We start from the raw sequence: 17,761 nt of genomic DNA, 5'->3' as shown, positions 1-17,761 counted from the left end.
CGGGCGGGACGCCCGGACGACGGACGGGAGCGGGACGCTCCAGCCACGGTTTAGAGGGTGATCTTCTGGCCGCCGTTTTGAGCGGACTGGTAGATGGCTTGGATGAGTTCGACCGGTTTGCGAGCTTCGGCAGACGAGGTCGTGGGTTCACGTCCTTCGTGGATGGCATTGACGACTTCCTCGAAGTTGCGCTGGTGCTGGTAGAAGTTGATCGCGCTGGGGTCGTTGGCACCCAGTCCGGCTTCCTGGCCTTTCATCAGGGTGCTCTTGATCTCAGCGTCCTCGGGTTTCTCCTCCATGAAATCCCAGATCTCGAAGGCTTCGTCGGCAAGGAAGACGGAGCCCTCCGTGCCGGAGAGTTGGACGCGTGCCGGGTGGCCGTCCTTGGACCAGGTGCAGGTGGAGCATTCGATCACGCCGCGGGCACCACTTTCGAACTCGACGATGGCGACGACGATGTCTTCCACTTCGATGCGTTCGTGGGCGAGGCAGGCGGTGTTGGCCTGCACCGACTTCACCGGGCCGGCGAGATAGAGCAGGGCGTCGACGGTGTGGATCGACTGGTTCATCAGGGCGCCGCCACCATCGAGGGCCCAGGTGCCACGCCATCCGGCGGAGTCGTAGTAGGCCTGATCGCGGTACCATTTCACGTAGCACGAGGCATTGGTGAGGATGCCGAAGCGACCTTCGTCGGCGGCTTTCTTGAAGGCGTCCATGCCGGGGTGGAAGCGTCGGTTGAGGACCGCGGCGATGGTCTTGCCGTTCTTCTCGGCGGCTTCGATGAGTTGGTCGATGCGGTCGGTGGTGATCTCGAGGGGTTTCTCGCAAATCACGTGTTTGCCGGCATTCAGGGCCGCGAGGGAGGGGTCGAGGTGGGCACCGGACGGGGTGCCGACCGTGACGATTTCGAGCTCGGGATCGGCGAGGAATTCGTCGATGTTCGAGAAGGCCTTGGCTCCATACTCGTCCGCGAGCTTCTCAGCGGCTTCCTGGCGGAGGTCGAAGACCGAGTGGAGTTCGCCACCGGTCATGGCGGTGATGGCTTTGGCGTGGAAATGGCCGATCATGCCGGCACCAATGATTCCGAATTTCATAGTCTTTGAAGTGGTGGGTAAAAGGGGGGATCAGGCAGGCTTCTGCTCGTTCTTGAGGAAGGAGACCGTGCCGACGACGAAGAGAAGGACGAGGAACCCGAGGCCACCCCAGGCGACGGCACCCTGCCAACCCGGCAGGCTGGTCTTGCCGTGAAGGACCCAGAATGAACCGAGTGTGGCAATGCCGGTGGCGGTGGCCATGAGGGTGTTCCACAGGACCCGCTTCCCTCCGGACGGAAGGTTTTCACCGAGGACCTTCTTCGAATTCATCATGAGGAAGAAGGTGAAGTAGGCGATCGGGATGAGCGAACCGCCGATGACCGAGGTGGGAATGGCGAGCGCGGCCTTGGCCGGTCCGGTCCAGAGGAATGGGCCGAAGGTGCCGGCGATGCCGGAAACGGCACAGCCGAAGAGGTGGACCGTCTTGTTGTTGGGCTTGCCGAACAGCTCCTGGAACGCGAGGCCATTCATCAGCATGAGGATGATGATGGTCGAAATGGCCATGCCGAGGACGCCGAAGCCGAAGATCTTCTGGGAGACCGTCTTGCCGGCGAGCGGTTCGAGGGTTGTGGCCAACTGGAAGTTGTTCCGCTTCACGAGCATGTCGGCGAGGCGCTGGTCGCTGTCGTTTGCCGGCACAGCCGATTCAGGCGTCTTGGCGTATGATGCTTCGAGGGCGGCAATGGTCTTGGCACCCGAGCCGGGTTCCACATCGTCGGTCTTGGCGTGGAACTGCGAGGCGGCGGCGATGACCACGCAGGAGGTGGCGAGGAAGAAGGGGATGAAGAGACCGATCGACAGGTCGAAGATGGCGAGGCCGCGATGCTTCTTGCCCCAACGCTTCTTGAGCAGGGAGTAGGGGAGGAGCCAGGTCATGTTGATGCCGACCGCGGTGGCGAAGGCGGTGACGATGATGTCGCGCTGATCCTTGATGATGTGTGCGGTCCACCAGTCCGGGTTGGAGGAGGCGGCGATCAGCGCATCGAAGGAGGATGATGGCTTGAAGAGCAGCGAAGGGTCGGGGATGAGGCCCGCGAAGATCTGACCCCAGTTGATCGCACCATTGGTGGTCAGGGTGATCACCACCGCGAAGAAGGAGAGGACGATCAGTCCGACGAGGATCTTGATGATCCAGTCGAAGACCTTCACTCCCTTGCCGTCCGACTCGTAGAGCAGGTTGATGCCGAAGGCGATGAAGAACATGACCGCGCAGATGGCGATGGTGGTGCCGGTGCCCGAGCCGATGGAGGGAAACAGATTCTGCTGGATTGCGGCGGTGCCGAGGCCGAACTGCGGCATGCACCAAACGATGTTGGCCATGATGGTGGCGATCAGCCACGACCAGCCGAGCAGCGGAGAAAGGTGCTGATTGATGGCGCCGAAGGGTCGCTGCTCGGTACTAAGGGTGACGTAGGCGATGGCGGCGAGCATGATGATGCCGCAGATCATGGCGAGGGGCTGCAACCACATCAGCCCGAAGCCGGCGATGACCCCGAGATAGAGCGCCCCTGCAAGCGAGCCACCTCCCAGGGTGATGGCTCCCTGCATCCAGCCTGGGCCGGACAGCTTGGTGTAGATGGCGGCCTTGCCGAGAGGTCCCTTGCGGGACGCTTCTTCGACCATTTGAAGTTCTCGTTCGTAGTTGCTCATGAGTGGTGGATGGGTTTGGAAAAGGGAAACAGGAGGAGGCTATTCGCCGAAGAATTTTTTCAGGTTCGCGCGGGAGGTGGTGGCGACGGCTTCCGGTGACGGGTCGTATTTGAATACCTCGACGCTGATCCAGCCATCGTAGCCGGTCTCGCGCAGGGCGGGGACGATGTCGTCGTAGGACGTATTTCCCATGCCCGGGCCGTACAGGTTGGGGTCGTTGGCATGGAAGTGTGCCGTCCACTCCTTCGATGCGCGGATGATGTCACCGATGGTCTCGGATTCGTAGCTCATCGCCTTCACATCCAGATGGAGTCTGCAGGATGGGTGGTCGACGGCTTGGCACAGGCGGATGGTTTCTGCTGCGGTGGTGAGGAAGTTCGTTTCGATCTCACCGAGGGGCTCCATGGCGATGGTGATGCCAAGAGTTTCGCAGTGCTCGGCGGCAGCCCGGAGGAGATCGGTGGCGCGTTTGAAGGAGTCTTCGTAGCTCCAGCCTGATTCGAGGGACCGTTGTTGCGGGCTGCCCCAGACCATGATCTTCCCTCCAAGACCGTGGCACAGGTCGGCAAGGCGACGGGTGTAGTCCAAGGTGGTGGCGCGAATCGAATCGTCCGGGTGGGTGAGGTGGAAGCCCTCCGTTTTTGCCAGCAACCAGTGCAGGCCGACGACGTCGACGCCCTCGTTGCGGACTTGATCCCCCCAGGCGGAGGCCTGCGTCGGGGTGATCGAGCCGGGTTCGTCACCAAGGGTGAACGGGGCGATCTCAAGGCCGCGGTAACCGTGGCAAGAAGCGAGTCTTGCCGACTCGGCAAGCGTCACATCTCCATAGGTTTCGTTGCAGATGGCGAAGCGCATCAGTGTTGCGGCAGGTATTGGACGGCTTCGTTGCTTGGGTTTTCCTCTGTGAGTCGCTCGGATCTGCGGGGATCAGAGTTCCTTCACACGGAGGTTGCGCCAACGAACCTTGCAGGCTTTCCCGGAGTGGACCTGGAGGCCGAAGAAACCTTCCGGGGTGAATTCTTTGGCTTCGTCGGTGTAGTCGACGCGGGGTTCCCCGTTGATCCAGATCTGGATGCGCTTGCCTTCGCAGAGGATGCGGATGCTGTTCCAGTCGTCCCATTTGATGACTTCCTTGCCCTGCTTGGTGAATGCGGCGCATGCCTCCTTGTCCTTCTTGTCCGGGAAGAGCCAGCCGCGGCGGGCTTCGTCGTAGAGGCCTGCGGTCCACGCGCGACCTTTGCCGTTGTCGTGCTCGCACTGGTAGCCGTGCACCCGGCCGTCTTCGCCCGGCTTCTGCAGAGCCCGGAACATCATGCCGGAATTGCCCTCGAGGGTGTCGAACTTCATGTCGAAGCGGAAATCGAAGTCGCCGTAAGTCTTTTCGGTGCGGAGGAAGGTGTTCTTCTTCACGTTTTCGCCGAAGCCCACGATGCAGTCGCCATCCACCTTGAACTCACCGTTGCCGTTGACTTTTTTCCATCCGGTGAAGTCCTTGCCATTGAAGAGGGGGGTGAATCCTTCCTCTGCGGCAGAGAGGAGTGACGCGGCGAGAAGCAGGGTGAATGCGATGATTTTCATGAAGTTGTCGGACAGGTTTACGGTGTGGGATACGTGATACAAGCCCTGAATGTGTTCAAGAAAATCGCGCGATTTGTCGATTGAGCCGGTGCACGATGTCCTCGGGGTGTTGGGCCGATAGGGAGATCCGGAGTCGGGCGGTTCCGCGAGGGACCGTGGGGTAGCGGATGGCGGGAACGAGGAATCCTTCCACTGCGAGAGCGTCGGAGGCGCCAAGGGCAGCGGCATTGCTGCCGAAGATCTTCGGCACGATGGGTGTCGGTGGCCCATTGGGTCTCAGCGTGACGATGTGCTGCTGAAGCTGTTTGCGAAGTGCCTTGCCATCGTCCGAGCGGATCAGCTCGAGGGCCGCGGAGGCGGCATGTGCCAGCGCGGGAGGAGGGGCGGTGGAGAAGATGAAGGAACGTGCCCGGTTGACCAGCAGAGCCTTCCATTCCGCGGAGCAGGCGAGGTAGGCGCCGGAGAGCCCCGCGGCCTTGCTGAGGGTGCCCATGTGAAAGTCGACTTGGTCCTGCTGTCCGGTCTCTTCCGCCAGCCCCATGCCGGTCGGGCCGAGGACGCCGAAGCCGTGGGCTTCGTCGAGGAGCAGGAGGGCGTCGTGCGTGTTCTTGAGGTTGACGATCTCTTCGAGCGGGCAGAGGTCACCGTCCATCGAGAAGACGGACTCGGTGGCGACGAGGATGCGTGCCATGGGATCCTTGGCGCGGATGCTTTTCAGCAGGGACTCCAGTTTGCCGAGGTCATTGTGGGGAAATACCCGCAGGGTGGCTCCGGAGAGCCGTGCGCCGTCGATCAGGCAGGCATGGCTGAGCTTGTCGAGGATGACGAAGTCGCCCTTGCGGACGATGGCGGGGATGGCACCCACGGCGGTGGCGAAGCCGGATGAGAAGAGCAGGGCTGATTCAGTGCCTTTCGCTGCGGCGAGGGCTTCCTCGAAGGCGACGTGGGGTGGTTGTGTGCCGGTGATGAGCCGGGATGCTCCCGCCCCGTGGCCGAAGCGGTCGAGGCCCTCATGAAATGCGGCGCGGATCGATTCGTCCTGCGACAATCCGAGGTAGTCATTGGAGGCAAAGTTCCAGTGCCCGGTGCGGTCGCGTCCGACGTAGGTGCCACCGAGGATTTCCACGGGTCTGAGCTCCCTGAGCAGGTCGGCCTCCGCCAGCGACGCGAGTTCTTCAGCGGGAGTGCGCATCGGCGGGAATCCCTGGAGACTCAGCGGCGGGGCGACTCGAGTGCCCAGCGGAGCAGGCTCTCCGAGTCATCCCAGACGTGCCGGGAATTGCTTTTCAGCACCACGGCGATGGCCGAGCGTCCGTTGAAGGTGCCTGAGGAAACCAAGCAGCGTCCGGCGGCGTTGGTGGTGCCGGTTTTCATGCCGTCGCAGTAAGGAACGCGTTTGAGCAGCTTGTTGGTGTTCTCGAGGACCTTGGTGCGCCCGTTGGAATACTGGAAGGTGTAGCGCTGGGTGTTGGTCCAGGAGCGCATGGTCGAGGAGCGATAGGCGACGCGGGCGGCGATGGCGATGTCGCGGGCGGTCGAGTATTGGCCGGTTGCCGGCAGGCCATTCGGGTTGATGAAGTAGGAATTGCGCATGCCGAGCGAGGCCGCCTTGCGGTTCATCAGCGCGGAGAATCCTTCCTGCGAGCCGCCGAGGTCGCGGGCAAGTGCGCGGGCGACGTCATTGCCGCTTTTGACGACGAGCGCCTTGGTCAGGTACCCGCGGGTGTAGGTTTCGCCGGGGCGCAGGTAGAGCTTGGTGGGTTCGCAGCGGGTGTCGCTGGTCTGAATGGTGATGGTCTTGTTGAGGTTTCCGGCATCGAGGGCGACGAGGGCGGTGACGATCTTTTGCGTTGAGGCGACCGGACGGCGCTGATCCGCATTCTTGGCATAAAGGACCTGGCCGGAGCGGGCATCGATGACGATGGCGCTTTCGCCGTAGATCTGGGGTGGCGCGATGCTGGGGATCCCGCCGCCACCGGATGAGATGCTCGATGGTTGGCTCGAGATCTGGCTGGAGCCGGGCTCGCTGCCGCAGGCGCTGAAGATCAAGGCGCCTGCCAGGATGGAGAGGAGGCGGAGGGTGGGTTGCCAAAGCATGGCACGATGAAAGCCGCGGTGGGGCGGAGGCTCAAGCGGATTGAGGGAGGAAAAACGTCGAATTTCGGCCCAAGTCGGGAAATCTGCCCTGAAGATGGAAAAATCGCCGCATTTGACTTGCAATAGGCGGTGGATGGGGTATCCACCGCGCCCCGAATTATGGCTAAAGCAAGCTGGATCGCACGCAACGAACGTAAAAAGCGCACCGTCGCCAAGTACTCTGACCTTCGTCACAAATTGAAGGCAGAGAAGGATTATATCGGCCTGACGATGTTGCCACGTGACGCGAGCCCGACTCGCCTCGTCAACCGGTGCGAATACTCCGGTCGTCGTCGTGCCTTCCTTCGTCGCTTCCGCCTTTCCCGGATTAGTTTCCGTGAGCTGGCTTCGCACGGGATGATCCCCGGCGTGACGAAGTCGAGCTGGTAATTTCGGCGATTCGCCGATTACACTCCCTGACGGGGAACGGAAACCTCTCGTTCCCTGTCGCACCATGCCGATCTACGAATACTGTTCCGAGAACCCCGACGATCCCGAGCGATCTTGTCGCGTTTGTCGTCGTGGATTTGAGTTGAGACGTCCGGTGGACCGGGCTCCGCTTGAGAAGTGCCTGCTTTGCAGGAATCCGGTGCGCAAGGTCATCTCGCGTGTCAATACGCCGAAGGTGGCGAAACCCTTGTCTGTGAGCGACGCCAAGAAGGCGGGCTTCACCGTGCTCGAGAAGCGCGACCAGGGCACCTACGAAAAGCTGTGATGCTGCAATGAACGTGTTTCACGACGGCATGCTGCTCGCTTTGTCCAATGGCGAGATTCCCGATCATCTTCCCTCGCTGGGGAAGTCGATCCTTTACCTTGCCGGGATCCTTTTCTTCCTGCTGCTGAATGCCTTCTTCGTGGCCTCGGAGTTCGCGATCGTGAAGGTGCGGCCGAGCCAGCTCGAAACCATCGAGAGGGAGGAACCCGGGAGGGCCAAGCAGGCGCAGCACGTGGTGGCTCACCTGGATGGCTACCTTTCGGCCAATCAGCTGGGGATCACGATCGCTTCCCTCGCGCTCGGTTTCCTCGGTGAACCTTTCGTGTTCGCTCTGATCGCCCCGATCCTGAAGGACCTTGGGACGCCCCAGACGGTGGAGCTCGGCTTCATCGTGCTTCAGCCGATCCGCTACATCTCGTTCTTCATCGCGATCATTTCCTTCACCTTCCTCCATGTGGTCGTCGGTGAGTTGATGCCGAAGTCGATGGCTATCCGCATGCCGGTGGAGACGACCTTGAAGATCGCGAAGCCGCTGGTGGCCTTCTACACCTTCTTCAACTGGGCGATCCGGATTCTCAACAGCACGGCGAACCTGCTCCTCAAGAAGCTCTTCGGGATCGATCCCATATCGGAGGGCGACCATGTCCACTCATCCGATGAACTGGCGCTGCTGGTGGCTCAAAGCGGGGCCGCGATGGAAGTGACCGACATGGAGCGCGAGATCGCGGTCAATGCACTTGAGCTCAACGACCTGAAGGTGCGCGACGTCATGACGCCGCGGCAGGATGTGATCGTGCTGGATGCCGACGATGATTTCGAGAAACAGCTCGAGCTCGCACTGCGGACCAAGCACACCCGGTTCCCGCTGGTCAAAGGTGGACACCTCGACAACCACATCGGCCTGATTCACATCAAGGACGTGCTGCGTCTGGTCGGAGAATCGGATCCCGACCTGATGCGGATCAAGCGCGAGCTGAAGATGGTGCCCGACACCATGCCACTCGATTCACTGCTCAAGTTCTTCCTCAAGGAACGGGCCCACCTTGCGCTGGCGGTCGATGAATTCGGCACTCCGGTCGGCATCGTCTTCCTCGACAATGTGATCGAGGAGATCGTCGGTGACATTCAGGACGAGTTCGACAACGAGCGTCCCGAGTTTGTGCGTGTCAGCGACCGGGAGTTTGTCGTCGACGGCACACTCACGCTGAACGACCTGTCCGATATTGAGGAGTCCCTCGATCTGGAAAGTGGTGAAGTGACCACGGTGGGTGGCTACATCACCCAGCAGCTCGGCCGTTTCCCCGAAGCGGGTGAAGTCGTCGAGATCCAAGGCTGGGAAGCCAAGGTGACCGGCACCGACGGACGCCGTGTGGGTCAGGTTCACTTCCTGCGGCTTGAGCCGGCGGCGGTGGTCGAGGGCGCCGACGAGGAGGAGTGAGTCGCGGGTCTGACCTCGATTCCGTCGGAGTGGATTCGAACGACGGTTAGAATGCACCCTTCCGGAAACGGAACCCCGGAAACTCCAAGGCGCTTCAGGGTGTCGCCATCCCATTCGTGGTTGGCGCCCACCACCAGTTCGGTTCCCACGTTCAGGGTGCCTGACAGGAGATGGCATTGCAGCATGTGGGTGATTTCGATCACGGTGGTTCCTTCCCGCCTTGCGCGCCACCAACGGTAGCTGCTGGAAAAAAAGGACAGGCCGTGTCCAAAGATGAGGATGAGTTCGACGGCGACGCATAGCACCACCAGCCCGACAAGGATGCCGACGACGAGGAGCGGGTCGATCATGGGATGTCGGGGTCAGGCCTTCCGTGCGACGACGGTGAGGATCTGGCTGTCCTCCGAGATCGGTTCGTTCTCATCGAAATCGCCGATGCCCCGTTCGGGTTCGAAGCCGTGGTCGGTCAGCAGCTTGTGGAGCTGGAAGGCGGTGAACCAACGGACGGTCTGGGTGGAGTGATGTTCCCGTGACCCGTTGGGGCCCGTGAGTTCGTAGTGGTGCTCACGGTGCAGCGTCTGGGCCTCGCGGTCGATGGTGTGGCGGGTCTTCAGATGGGCCTTGCCGCCATCGGGCAGCTCCAGTTCGTGATCGGGATACCATTCGTTCTCGGGCAGCTCGCCATCGATCTCGGCGTAGGGAATGAAGGTGGTGAGATAGAGGATGCCATCGCCGGTTAGATGCTTCCGCAGGACTTCGAGGTCGGCCCCGGGGTCGTCGGAGAGCTGGAGGGTGAAGGCGGGGATCAGGATGGAGCGGTAGCGCGTGGTGGTTTTGAAATCGCCCATCGTTCCTTCGTGGAGAACAGGCGTGAGCTTCTGCCGGGCGGCGCTTTCCCGACAGAGATCCAGCATGGCCGGGGACGGCTCGAGACCCTCGATCTTGTGGCCTTTCGCGAGGAGAGGGAGGAGTAATCGGCCGGAGCCGCTACCGACTTCCAGGGCCGGGCCGGGGTGCTGCTTCAGCAGGGCGTCCAGCCAGTCGAGCTCCGGGCTGTCTTCGGCATCCCAGAAGGCGTCGTGAAGCTCGGCTTCAAGTGAGTCGTAGGCGGATCCCATGGGCGGGGAGTGAACCGCCAAGTCGGCAGCGACGCAAAGGGAATGTGGGCGGGAGCCGCCTCGGCTTCCTTTCTGAAACCCGGCCGGCCACCTAACCGGTGGTCGTCTGCCGGTTGGAGAAGAACACCTCCATACGGCGGTGGAGATCTTCGTAGAAGCGTTGCTTCATGGCCTCCAGGGCGGCGGCCTTTTCGGGGCCGGCGTTCACGCTGGCTTCCTGCTCGATCCGCAGTTGTTCGGCAAACGAGCGCTCCATGGCAATGAGTGAATCGAGGAACTCGCGGGCTGCGCGGGAGTGTTCGACACCGTCGACCAGGGCGTGCTCGAGCTGTTTGTTGCGGGTCACCGCGATCAGGTTGCCGCCGGCGAGTCGGTCCATGTAGCGCTGGCGGCTCTCGTTGAAGGCAGCGTGCTCGGTTTCAAACGAGACCTCGTCGCGGTCGAGCAGGCGATCGTACGGGCCGGGTTTGGTGAAGAACTTCACGACCAGCGGGATGGTATCGACGAGCATGAAGAGCGCCGTCAAAATGATGTAGGTGTAGTAGGCGAATTTGCCTCCTTCAGCGCCGTTCTCGAAAAGCTTGTGGAGGGCAAGTGTCTGGGTGAGCACATCGCGCCGCGGTTCGTTCTGAAGCTGGGTGATCCGGGTGCGTTCCTCGGTGCCGACGGCGGCGAGCTCGGTCTGGGTGGATTCCAGCTCCGCCAGCAGCGAGTCGATCTGCTGCTTGATGGTTTCCCGCAGGGCGTTCTGTTGGGTGACGAAGGCCTGGGCCTGGTCTTCCTCGACCTGACGCTTGAGGGTGGCCACTCGTTCCGCTTCGGCTTGATTGGCGGCTTCGATCTGGGCCAATCGGGCATCGAAGGCGGCGATGGAGTTCTTTTCGGCCTCGCGGATCTGGGTCTGGAGGGTGGCTTTCTCCGCGCTGAGGTGCTCGAGCAGGGCGCCGATGCGTTGCGACTCCGTGCGGCGGGGTTCCAGCTGATCGGCTTTGATCGACCGTGCGCGCGGCCCTTCTCCGACGAGTCCGGAGCGCTGGCCGTTGAGTTCCCGCTCATACTCGGTCTGCCAGAATCCCAACTCGGTCTGGAGTTTCGCGTAGGTGGGGGTGAGCTCGTCGCTCTGTTCCTGAACGACTTTCAGGCGGTCGGTGTAGGGTTTGGTGGCCTCGGCGATGGACGCATCGAGTTCCTGCTGCTGTTCGGCGGTCAGTCCGGGCAGGGCGGCATCGGCATCCTCGCGATCCTGGATGATGAACCTCGCTTGGAAGGTCTCGGTCCATTTCTCGCGCTGATTCGCGATTTCCGCCTCGAGCCCATCGATCTGCGAGCGGACTTTGGCCTTGGAGTTGGAAAAATCACTGCGGACTACCTCGATTTCCGCGGCCCGTTCTTCTTCGATGACCGAACTGACGGTGTCGCGGAAGAGCAGCAGGACGAGGGGGTGGGCGATGGTCAGGCCCATCAGGACGGCGACCAGAAGTCGCAGGGCGAACTGCGAGAGCTTCCGCCACCAGGAGAGGAAGGGCCGGTAGCCGGCGAGCAGGGCGCGGTCGATGGTGAGGATGATGAAGGCCCAGACCGCCGCGATGGGGAAGATGAACTGGTTCTTGTCGGTCAGGGTCGACAGAGCGTAGGCACAGGCGATGAACGCGAAGATGCAGGGGACGAGCACGGTGGCGCCAAAGGCGACATACTTCCGCTGTTCCCAGTTCGGGCATTGCTCGAGGGTTTCCGTACCGGCGCCGGAAAGCCAGAAGAAGCCGCGTTTGATCGACTGAAGCATGGGGGGACTACTCCGTGGGAGAGCCGGGTGTTTCAACGGGTAGGGGCTCGGCGTCGATCAGGTAGTAGAGGGTGGTCCCCGCGGGCACTGTTTCGAGGTCAGCGGGTGCCGGGCGCAGCCCACGGCCGGAGCTGGAAAGGAAGAGGATGATCCATGAGCTTTCGCGGTAGGTTTCGACGAAGTTCTCGAAGGTGAAGACCTCGGTGATCTGGGTCTTTTTCACCACCGAATCGCCGGCTGCGAGGTCCTGCAGGGCCGGGTGACCGGGGGCTCCGGTGAAGCAAATCTGCGAACGCACGTCCGAAGCCGCCGAGGTGTGCTCATGGGAATCGAGGTCGGCGGGGGCGATCTGCCAGACACCGGCCCGCCCGAACTGGTGGATGAAGCGCTGGGTGGCGAGCGAGTTGACTTCGTCGTTCGGGGTGCCGGCGACGAGGGACCCCAGCCCGTTGAAATCGAGTTCCTCCTCGGCGAACTCGGACAGGATGTTCGCGCGATGGGCCTCGAGGCCGAGCAGTTTGGCGGCCGAGATGTTGGCGTAGTTCGTATCGAGCAGCATGACCTGATGACCGTCGTCCTGAAGCGCCTTTGCCGCCAGGCGGGCCCATGGATCGGCACCAGCGAAGAGAATGCCGGTCGGGTTCCGGGAAGAGAGGCCGAGACGGCGGGCGAGCGGGGCGGCTCCGAGGCCGTAGATGGCGACCGTGCCGATGATGATGAGGAAGATGAGAGCGCTGAGTTCGGTGGCTTGTTGTGCGATGACCTCGGCCTGATCGCCGAAGTGCTGTCCGGTGACCGCCGCGGTCTCGAATTCCAGGGCGAAGATGGACGCGACCGCTGCAGCCACGATTCCACGCGGGGCGAGGAAGGCGAGGAAGGTGCGCTCCGCGCCGCTGGTGCGGTCCGAGAACATCAGCGAACCGTAGACGGACAGGGGCCGGGCAACGAGGATGATGAAGGCAAGGAGGATGGTGCCGTTCACGAGGACGCCGGAGAGGTCATCGAGGGTGAGGCGTCCGGACAGCACGATGAACAGGGAGGAGATGATCAGGGTGCGGAGGTTTTCCTTGAATTCGAGGATGTGTCGCACGGAAACCGAACGCTGGTTGGCAAGGGCGATTCCGAGGACGGTCACGGTCACCAGCCCGGCTTCCTTCTCGATGCAATTGGACAGGGTGAAGGCGGCGGCGACCACGGCGAGGAGGAAGACCGGTTGCAGGTAATCGGGAATCCAGTGGCGACGCAGCAGGACCTCGATGATCTTTCCGAGAGCAAATCCGCCGACCACACCGACGGCGAGGACCTTGGCGATGGCGATGCCGGCGACCGTCCATGCGGCATCGGCATCGGAGGCAAGGGCGGCCTTGAACACAAGCACGGCGAGAATGGCTCCGATCGGGTCGACGACGATGCCTTCCCATTTGATGATGGAGGCAATCTTCCGGGTGGGATTCACATGCCGGAGCAGCGGCGCGATCACGGTCGGCCCGGTGACGGTCAGAATGGCGCCGACCAGGGCGGAGAGTCGCAGGTCATAGCCGAGCGCCTTCCACATGAAGACGGTGGTGAGTCCGAACGAAAGCAGGACGGCGACCGTGCAGAGTCGGAGCACGGGGAGCCCGGAAACCCTGAGTTCACGAAATTTCAGCGTGAGGCCGCCTTCGAACAGGATGATGGCAACGAAGAGGCCGACGGCGGAGAGCAGCGGGCTGGAGTGTCCTTCGCCCGCTGCCAGGTAGTCGTCGATGCGGACGCCCGTCCAGTGGCCCAGTCCGAACCCGAAGGCGAGAAGAAGCAGGATGGAGGGCATCTTGAAGCGCCAGGCGAGCCACTGGGCGATGACCCCCAGGGTGAGCACGAGGGTGAGGTAGACCAGAGGCGACATGGCGTTGGCACTGGCGAGAATGAGGAGGTCCGGCATGCGGTGGAATACGAGCGCAGATCCGGCCATTCGGCTACTGGAATTCAACGAAAGCTTGGCTCAAACCAAGAAAACGCGGGGCCTACGCGATTGCGGAAGTGTCGAAACCGAAATATCAGGATATCCAAATTGTCATGTCCTCCTCAACTAACTTCGTGACAGCATCGGATCGCATCAAAGCACTGTGCGATGAAGCCCTCAAGAAGCCGGATATCACGGTGACCGAGAAAGTGTTGGAAACCCCGGCGTCACAACCCGTGGCTCAGTCCGCTTCCCGTCTGAAGGTGGAAGCGGCACCGTTCACGGCGGTGAAGGAGGAGGTGGAGCCCGCGGTCGAGGAAAAGGCTCCTGAGCCGGTGGTGCCACAGCAACACACCGAGCAGGATACTGAACTGGCAGCCATGCTCGAGGAGCGGGAGCAGAAGCTCAAGAAGCGCAGCGGGCGGGTGAAGATGGTCGCAAATGTGATGCTTCTTCTGGCCGTAGTGACTCCGGTGACGGCGGTGGCGGTGAATCCGACCCTGCGTGGCAAATTTGAAGTGTTCGTCCAGCGTCTGGGCGAAGGTGTCGACGATGTGAAGTCGATCGGCAGCACCAAGGAGAGCTTTGACAAGGCACTCGAGAACGTGGCGGTCCACGGCGACCACATCAACAACGCCACGGCGATGCTCGGTGTGGATCCAAATAGTGTTACCGAGGCCGATGACCTTGAGATGACCGCCGAGATGCAGCAATTCATGGGTGAGGAAGCCGACAGTTTCCAGACGCGGAAGGCGAACCTCAACAAGATGGGTCTGCTGGCCAAGAAAGTGGCGGACGTGACCGGCATTGAGAGCGAGGAAAGCTCGACCCAGTGATTTTCTCCCGACCCCAAGTCCTTCCAGGCGCAATCGTTGGAATCACCGGCCTCCCTGATGGGGGTCGGTGTTTTCTTTTGCGGTGATTCATGGGTTGGCGCTAGTGATGGGCCATGCGCAATCGCTTCTACGGGGCCTTCGACACCGAACGACCATCCGGAAGGCAGGGAGGGGAGGACTTCCGGACTCCGTTTCAGGTGGACCGGGACCGGGTGCTGCACACGCCGGCGTTCCGCAGGTTGCAGAACAAGACGCAGGTGTTCTGGAGTGGTGAGTACGATTTCTATCGGACACGCCTCACCCATTCCCTGGAAGTGGCGCAGATCGGAAGGTCGATCTGCCACTGGCTTCAGTCGCAGGAGGAGCCGCTATCCGACGACTTCTTCATCGATCCGGATCTCGTTGAAGCGGCGTGTTTGTCCCACGATCTCGGGCATCCGCCATTCGGTCATGCGGGTGAGCGCACGCTGAATCACCTGATGGGCGACTGGGGTGGGTTTGAAGGCAATGCCCAGACGCTGCGGTTGCTCAATGAGCGGATCTTTTCCGCGAAGCGGAAGGGGATGGACCCCTCACGGGCTTTTCTCGATTCGGTGCTGAAATACAAGACCTTGTGGGGCGAGCTCAAGGGCTTGAAGGGTGAGGCACCGAAGAACCATTTCCTCTACGACTATCAGCAACGGGAGCTCGACTGGGCCTTGGGAGGCATGGATTTCCCGGTGGAGGCGACTCCGGGTGACGAGCGCGACGCGTGCAAGTCGATCGAGTGTCAGATCATGGACTGGGCCGACGACACCGCCTATTCGTTGAATGATCTATCAGACAGCGTTCACGCCGGGTTCCTCGGCATCCACCGGATTGAAAGCTGGGCGGAACGTGAGGGGGTCCCGTGCGGTGAGGGAACACCGCTGGGCGACCTGATGAAGGCGATCCGGCAAGGCACTGTCGATCCGTTCGTGGGCAGTCGGATCGGGGGATACATCCGTGCGGCAAGTCTGCAGGAGGATGTGAATTTCCTCAGTGGCACGACGAATCGCTACCGCTACCGGCTCGTCATCGACCCGGACCTGAAGGCGGAGTCCGAGGTATTCAAGAAGCTGGCCTTCGAAGTGGTGTTCCTTTCTCCCCAGCTCAAGCAACTCGAGCACAAGGGGAGCCACCTGCTGCGGGGGCTCTGGGACGTGCTCGAGAAGCGCTATGTCCGGCAGGAACGGATTGACGGGCAGGACTTCCAGTTGTTGCCTGAGCAGGATGCTGCCGAGATCGAGGCCGAGGATTCGGCCGCCGGGCGTGCGAGGTTGATTTGTGATTTCCTCGCGGGGATGAGCGACGGTTATGCAGCCCGTTTCTACAAACGGCTGTTCACTCCCGACTTCGGTTCGATCGGGGATCTTGTCGGGTGAGCATGGCTCGCCTTGCGTCGCTCGAAGGCGCCGGGCAAGAGTGTATCGTGGATCTCCGGGTCGTGGCATGCCGTCTTTTTGACACGGTTGACCCGCTGATTCGTTTGATCTTTCGGCAGACTCGTTCAGGGTAGCGAGTCAACCGTCCAACGTCTGCCGAACCCCATGTCCCGCGAAACCATTCTCCAAGTCGTCGAGTCCCTCAATCAGGCCGTGATCGGTCAGGAAGCCGTGGTCGAACGGATGATTGTCGCCCTTCTAACCAACGGTCACGTTCTGTTGGAGGGTTTACCCGGAACGGCGAAGACCCGTTCGATCAAGACGCTGTCAAAGCTGATAGAGAGTGAGTTCGGGCGGGTTCAGTTCACGCCGGATCTCTTGCCATCAGATGTGACCGGTTCGGAGATCTATCGGGAGCAGACGGGAACCTTCGAATTTCAGGAGGGGCCCTTGTTCGGAAACCTGATTCTGGCCGACGAGATCAACCGGGCTCCGGCGAAGGTGCAGGCCGCGCTGTTGGAGGCGATGGAGGAGCGGCAGGTGACGGTGGCGGGAACGACCCATGCCCTGCCTGACCTCTTCATGGTCATGGCGACCCAGAACCCGATCGAGCAGGAGGGGACCTATCCGCTTCCCGAAGCCCAGATGGACCGCTTTCTCCTCTACATCCGGGTCGACTACCCCGAGGGCGAGAACGAGATGAAGATTCTCGAGTTGGTCAGGGGAGAGAATGCGAACAAGGGGAAGGGAGACCCTCCCGTGCCGGTCAGTCAGGGGAGCATTTTTGCGGCGCGCGATGAAGTGAATGCGGTCCGTGTGTCCAAGGAAGCCGCGCAGTACATCGTCGATCTGGTGATGGCCACGCGGCGACCCGAGGGGATTGATGAGGAGTTGGCCTCGTGGATCACGGTCGGGGCAAGTCCGCGTGCGACGATTGCACTGGATGCGGCGTCTCGCGCACGTGCTTGGTTGAAAGGCCGGGATTTCGTCAGCCCTGAGGATATCCAGGCGATGGCACCAGCTTGCCTGGCGCACCGGATTCACCCGAGCTATGAGGCCGAGGCCTCCGGGAAAACGCGCGACGATGTGGTGGCGGCGCTGGTGGAGCGCGTGGCAGTCAGCGCCTGAACCAATTCGTGAGATGCCGAAGAAAGCACCCAGGCCGGTCAAATTGCATCCAACTTTGGACGAGTTGGTCGCGCTCCAGTATCAAGCCCGAGGGTTCTCGTTCTTGCCCAAGCAGCCGCTGACGAGTCTATTGGCCGGGCGCTACGGATCGCGCCTGCGTGGACGCGGTCTGACCTTCGAGGAACTCCGTGGTTATCGGGCCGGGGATGACATCCGTTCGATTGACTGGAAGGCGACGGCGCGGCTTCGCTCTACGCATGTCCGGGTGTATTCGGAAGAGCGGGAGCGTCCGGTGCTGTTCATCGTGGATCAGCGGCATGCGATGTTTTTCGGCAGTCGGCGGACGACCAAAGCGACCCTGGCGGTGGAGGCTGCGGCGATGGGAGCCTGGCGGGTGCTGGGTGCCAAGGATCGCGTGGGGGCGCTGGTATTCGGGGATGATGAATTGGTTCAGATCCGCCCGCAGCGCAGTCGTCGGACGGTGCTGCATTTCTGCAAGGAGATGGTGCGGATGAACGGGAAGCTGTCGGCGACGCCGGTGGAGGCGGGCACCGGGATGCTGAACAAGGCGCTGCGTCGTGCGGTGAATGTCGCCAAGCACGATTACCTCGTGGTCCTGATCAGCGACTATGCGGGCTACGATGATGAGACGCGGCGATTGGTGTCCTCGATCGCGGCGCACAACGACGTGCTCGCGGTGATGACCTACGATCCATTCGGCATCAGCCTGCCGCGGCAAACCGGGCTGGAGGTCACGGATGGTGCCGTGACCCGGGAGGTGCCGACCGGAGAGCGGTTTCAAGGGGCATTCGAGGCCTGCTTCAAGGAGCGGGTGGATGCCATTCGCGGCGTGTTGGGATCCCTGCGAATTCCGATTCTGCCACTCTGCACCCACGATCCGGTGGGCGATCAACTTCGTGTGGCCTTGGGCCATTGACGG

At 61.8% G+C, this 17,761-nt stretch carries 17 protein-coding genes; 7 read left to right on the top strand and 10 right to left on the bottom strand.

Annotation, left to right across the window (positions count from 1 at the left end):
- Positions 1-50: 50 nt before the first annotated feature.
- The 6 genes from JIN81_RS13400 to JIN81_RS13375 form a co-directional block, all read right to left on the bottom strand.
- On the bottom strand, positions 51-1,094 hold the full coding sequence (locus JIN81_RS13400) for a Gfo/Idh/MocA family protein (protein ID WP_200280580.1): 1,044 nt from the start codon (positions 1,092-1,094) through the stop codon (positions 51-53).
- 30 nt (positions 1,095-1,124) lie between these two features.
- Positions 1,125-2,744, bottom strand: coding sequence for a divalent metal cation transporter (locus JIN81_RS13395; protein WP_200280576.1), 1,620 nt, complete (start codon positions 2,742-2,744; stop codon positions 1,125-1,127).
- A 39-nt stretch (positions 2,745-2,783) separates the two neighbouring features.
- The gene (locus JIN81_RS13390) at positions 2,784-3,599 is read right to left on the bottom strand and encodes a sugar phosphate isomerase/epimerase family protein (RefSeq protein WP_200280560.1); all 816 of its coding nucleotides are present in this window, start codon (positions 3,597-3,599) and stop codon (positions 2,784-2,786) included.
- Positions 3,600-3,671: 72 nt separating this feature from the next.
- Positions 3,672-4,322 (bottom strand): 3-keto-disaccharide hydrolase, encoded by a 651-nt coding sequence (locus tag JIN81_RS13385; RefSeq protein WP_200280557.1) that lies wholly within the window; start codon positions 4,320-4,322, stop codon positions 3,672-3,674.
- A 55-nt stretch (positions 4,323-4,377) separates the two neighbouring features.
- The gene (locus tag JIN81_RS13380; RefSeq protein WP_200280554.1) at positions 4,378-5,514 is read right to left on the bottom strand and encodes an aminotransferase class I/II-fold pyridoxal phosphate-dependent enzyme; all 1,137 of its coding nucleotides are present in this window, start codon (positions 5,512-5,514) and stop codon (positions 4,378-4,380) included.
- A 20-nt stretch (positions 5,515-5,534) separates the two neighbouring features.
- Complete coding sequence (locus tag JIN81_RS13375; protein WP_200280551.1) at positions 5,535-6,419, bottom strand: D-alanyl-D-alanine carboxypeptidase family protein; 885 nt, start codon at positions 6,417-6,419, stop codon at positions 5,535-5,537.
- 159 nt (positions 6,420-6,578) lie between these two features.
- On the opposite strand from JIN81_RS13375, the gene rpsN reads away from it, so the two are divergent.
- The 3 genes from rpsN to JIN81_RS13360 all read left to right on the top strand — a co-directional run bounded on the left by rpsN (position 6,579) and on the right by JIN81_RS13360 (position 8,611).
- Positions 6,579-6,848 (top strand): 30S ribosomal protein S14, encoded by a 270-nt coding sequence (gene rpsN / locus JIN81_RS13370; protein ID WP_200280548.1) that lies wholly within the window; start codon positions 6,579-6,581, stop codon positions 6,846-6,848.
- Between the two features lie 64 nt (positions 6,849-6,912).
- On the top strand, positions 6,913-7,173 hold the full coding sequence (locus tag JIN81_RS13365) for an FmdB family zinc ribbon protein (RefSeq protein WP_200280531.1): 261 nt from the start codon (positions 6,913-6,915) through the stop codon (positions 7,171-7,173).
- A gap of 7 nt (positions 7,174-7,180) precedes the next feature.
- A complete protein-coding gene (locus JIN81_RS13360) occupies positions 7,181-8,611 on the top strand; it encodes a hemolysin family protein (RefSeq protein WP_200280528.1) in 1,431 nt (476 codons plus the stop codon).
- Here JIN81_RS13360 and JIN81_RS13355 read toward each other — a convergent pair.
- The 4 genes from JIN81_RS13355 to JIN81_RS13340 all read right to left on the bottom strand — a co-directional run bounded on the left by JIN81_RS13355 (position 8,554) and on the right by JIN81_RS13340 (position 13,433).
- Positions 8,554-8,961 carry a hypothetical protein gene (locus JIN81_RS13355; protein WP_200280525.1) on the bottom strand — a complete coding sequence of 136 codons (408 nt, stop codon included), beginning with the start codon at positions 8,959-8,961 and terminating at the stop codon, positions 8,554-8,556. The genes JIN81_RS13360 and JIN81_RS13355 overlap by 58 nt on opposite strands.
- Before the next feature lie 12 nt (positions 8,962-8,973).
- Complete coding sequence (locus JIN81_RS13350; RefSeq protein ID WP_200280520.1) at positions 8,974-9,729, bottom strand: class I SAM-dependent methyltransferase; 756 nt, start codon at positions 9,727-9,729, stop codon at positions 8,974-8,976.
- A 91-nt stretch (positions 9,730-9,820) separates the two neighbouring features.
- The gene (locus JIN81_RS13345; RefSeq protein ID WP_200280517.1) at positions 9,821-11,512 is read right to left on the bottom strand and encodes a DUF4407 domain-containing protein; all 1,692 of its coding nucleotides are present in this window, start codon (positions 11,510-11,512) and stop codon (positions 9,821-9,823) included.
- Between the two features lie 7 nt (positions 11,513-11,519).
- Positions 11,520-13,433, bottom strand: a complete 1,914-nt coding sequence (locus JIN81_RS13340) for a cation:proton antiporter (RefSeq protein ID WP_234044889.1) — start codon at positions 13,431-13,433, stop codon at positions 11,520-11,522.
- A gap of 134 nt (positions 13,434-13,567) precedes the next feature.
- On the opposite strand from JIN81_RS13340, the gene JIN81_RS13335 reads away from it, so the two are divergent.
- From JIN81_RS13335 to JIN81_RS13320, 4 genes are all read left to right on the top strand, one after another.
- Positions 13,568-14,290: a hypothetical protein gene (locus JIN81_RS13335; protein WP_200280511.1), complete on the top strand. Its 723-nt coding sequence runs from the start codon at positions 13,568-13,570 to the stop codon at positions 14,288-14,290.
- A 113-nt stretch (positions 14,291-14,403) separates the two neighbouring features.
- Positions 14,404-15,693, top strand: coding sequence for a dGTP triphosphohydrolase (dgt, locus tag JIN81_RS13330; protein WP_200280509.1), 1,290 nt, complete (start codon positions 14,404-14,406; stop codon positions 15,691-15,693).
- Between the two features lie 165 nt (positions 15,694-15,858).
- A complete protein-coding gene (locus tag JIN81_RS13325) occupies positions 15,859-16,821 on the top strand; it encodes an AAA family ATPase (RefSeq protein WP_200280506.1) in 963 nt (320 codons plus the stop codon).
- Positions 16,822-16,924: 103 nt separating this feature from the next.
- Positions 16,925-17,758, top strand: a complete 834-nt coding sequence (locus JIN81_RS13320; RefSeq protein ID WP_234044887.1) for a DUF58 domain-containing protein — start codon at positions 16,925-16,927, stop codon at positions 17,756-17,758.
- Positions 17,759-17,761 lie beyond the last annotated feature (3 nt).

The sequence above is a fragment of the Haloferula rosea genome (assembly GCF_016595525.1).
Lineage (GTDB): Bacteria > Verrucomicrobiota > Verrucomicrobiia > Verrucomicrobiales > Akkermansiaceae > Haloferula > Haloferula rosea.
This window is presented reverse-complemented; position numbering and strand designations above follow the sequence as displayed.

Excerpts from the sequence above, each read along its gene's own strand:
- JIN81_RS13340 (WP_234044889.1), bottom strand. The coding sequence starts at position 13,433 with ATGCCGGACCTCCTCATTCTCGCCAGTGCCAACGCCATGTCGCCTCTG.
- JIN81_RS13385 (WP_200280557.1), bottom strand. The coding sequence starts at position 4,322 with ATGAAAATCATCGCATTCACCCTGCTTCTCGCCGCGTCACTCCTCTCT.
- JIN81_RS13325 (WP_200280506.1), top strand. The coding sequence starts at position 15,859 with ATGTCCCGCGAAACCATTCTCCAAGTCGTCGAGTCCCTCAATCAGGCC.
- JIN81_RS13395 (WP_200280576.1), bottom strand. The coding sequence starts at position 2,744 with ATGAGCAACTACGAACGAGAACTTCAAATGGTCGAAGAAGCGTCCCGC.
- JIN81_RS13355 (WP_200280525.1), bottom strand. The coding sequence starts at position 8,961 with ATGATCGACCCGCTCCTCGTCGTCGGCATCCTTGTCGGGCTGGTGGTG.
- JIN81_RS13375 (WP_200280551.1), bottom strand. The coding sequence starts at position 6,419 with ATGCTTTGGCAACCCACCCTCCGCCTCCTCTCCATCCTGGCAGGCGCC.
- JIN81_RS13390 (WP_200280560.1), bottom strand. The coding sequence starts at position 3,599 with ATGCGCTTCGCCATCTGCAACGAAACCTATGGAGATGTGACGCTTGCC.
- JIN81_RS13335 (WP_200280511.1), top strand. The coding sequence starts at position 13,568 with ATGTCCTCCTCAACTAACTTCGTGACAGCATCGGATCGCATCAAAGCA.
- JIN81_RS13360 (WP_200280528.1), top strand. The coding sequence starts at position 7,181 with ATGAACGTGTTTCACGACGGCATGCTGCTCGCTTTGTCCAATGGCGAG.
- JIN81_RS13350 (WP_200280520.1), bottom strand. The coding sequence starts at position 9,729 with ATGGGATCCGCCTACGACTCACTTGAAGCCGAGCTTCACGACGCCTTC.
- JIN81_RS13345 (WP_200280517.1), bottom strand. The coding sequence starts at position 11,512 with ATGCTTCAGTCGATCAAACGCGGCTTCTTCTGGCTTTCCGGCGCCGGT.
- JIN81_RS13400 (WP_200280580.1), bottom strand. The coding sequence starts at position 1,094 with ATGAAATTCGGAATCATTGGTGCCGGCATGATCGGCCATTTCCACGCC.
- JIN81_RS13380 (WP_200280554.1), bottom strand. The coding sequence starts at position 5,514 with ATGCGCACTCCCGCTGAAGAACTCGCGTCGCTGGCGGAGGCCGACCTG.
- JIN81_RS13365 (WP_200280531.1), top strand. The coding sequence starts at position 6,913 with ATGCCGATCTACGAATACTGTTCCGAGAACCCCGACGATCCCGAGCGA.
- dgt (WP_200280509.1), top strand. The coding sequence starts at position 14,404 with ATGCGCAATCGCTTCTACGGGGCCTTCGACACCGAACGACCATCCGGA.
- rpsN (WP_200280548.1), top strand. The coding sequence starts at position 6,579 with ATGGCTAAAGCAAGCTGGATCGCACGCAACGAACGTAAAAAGCGCACC.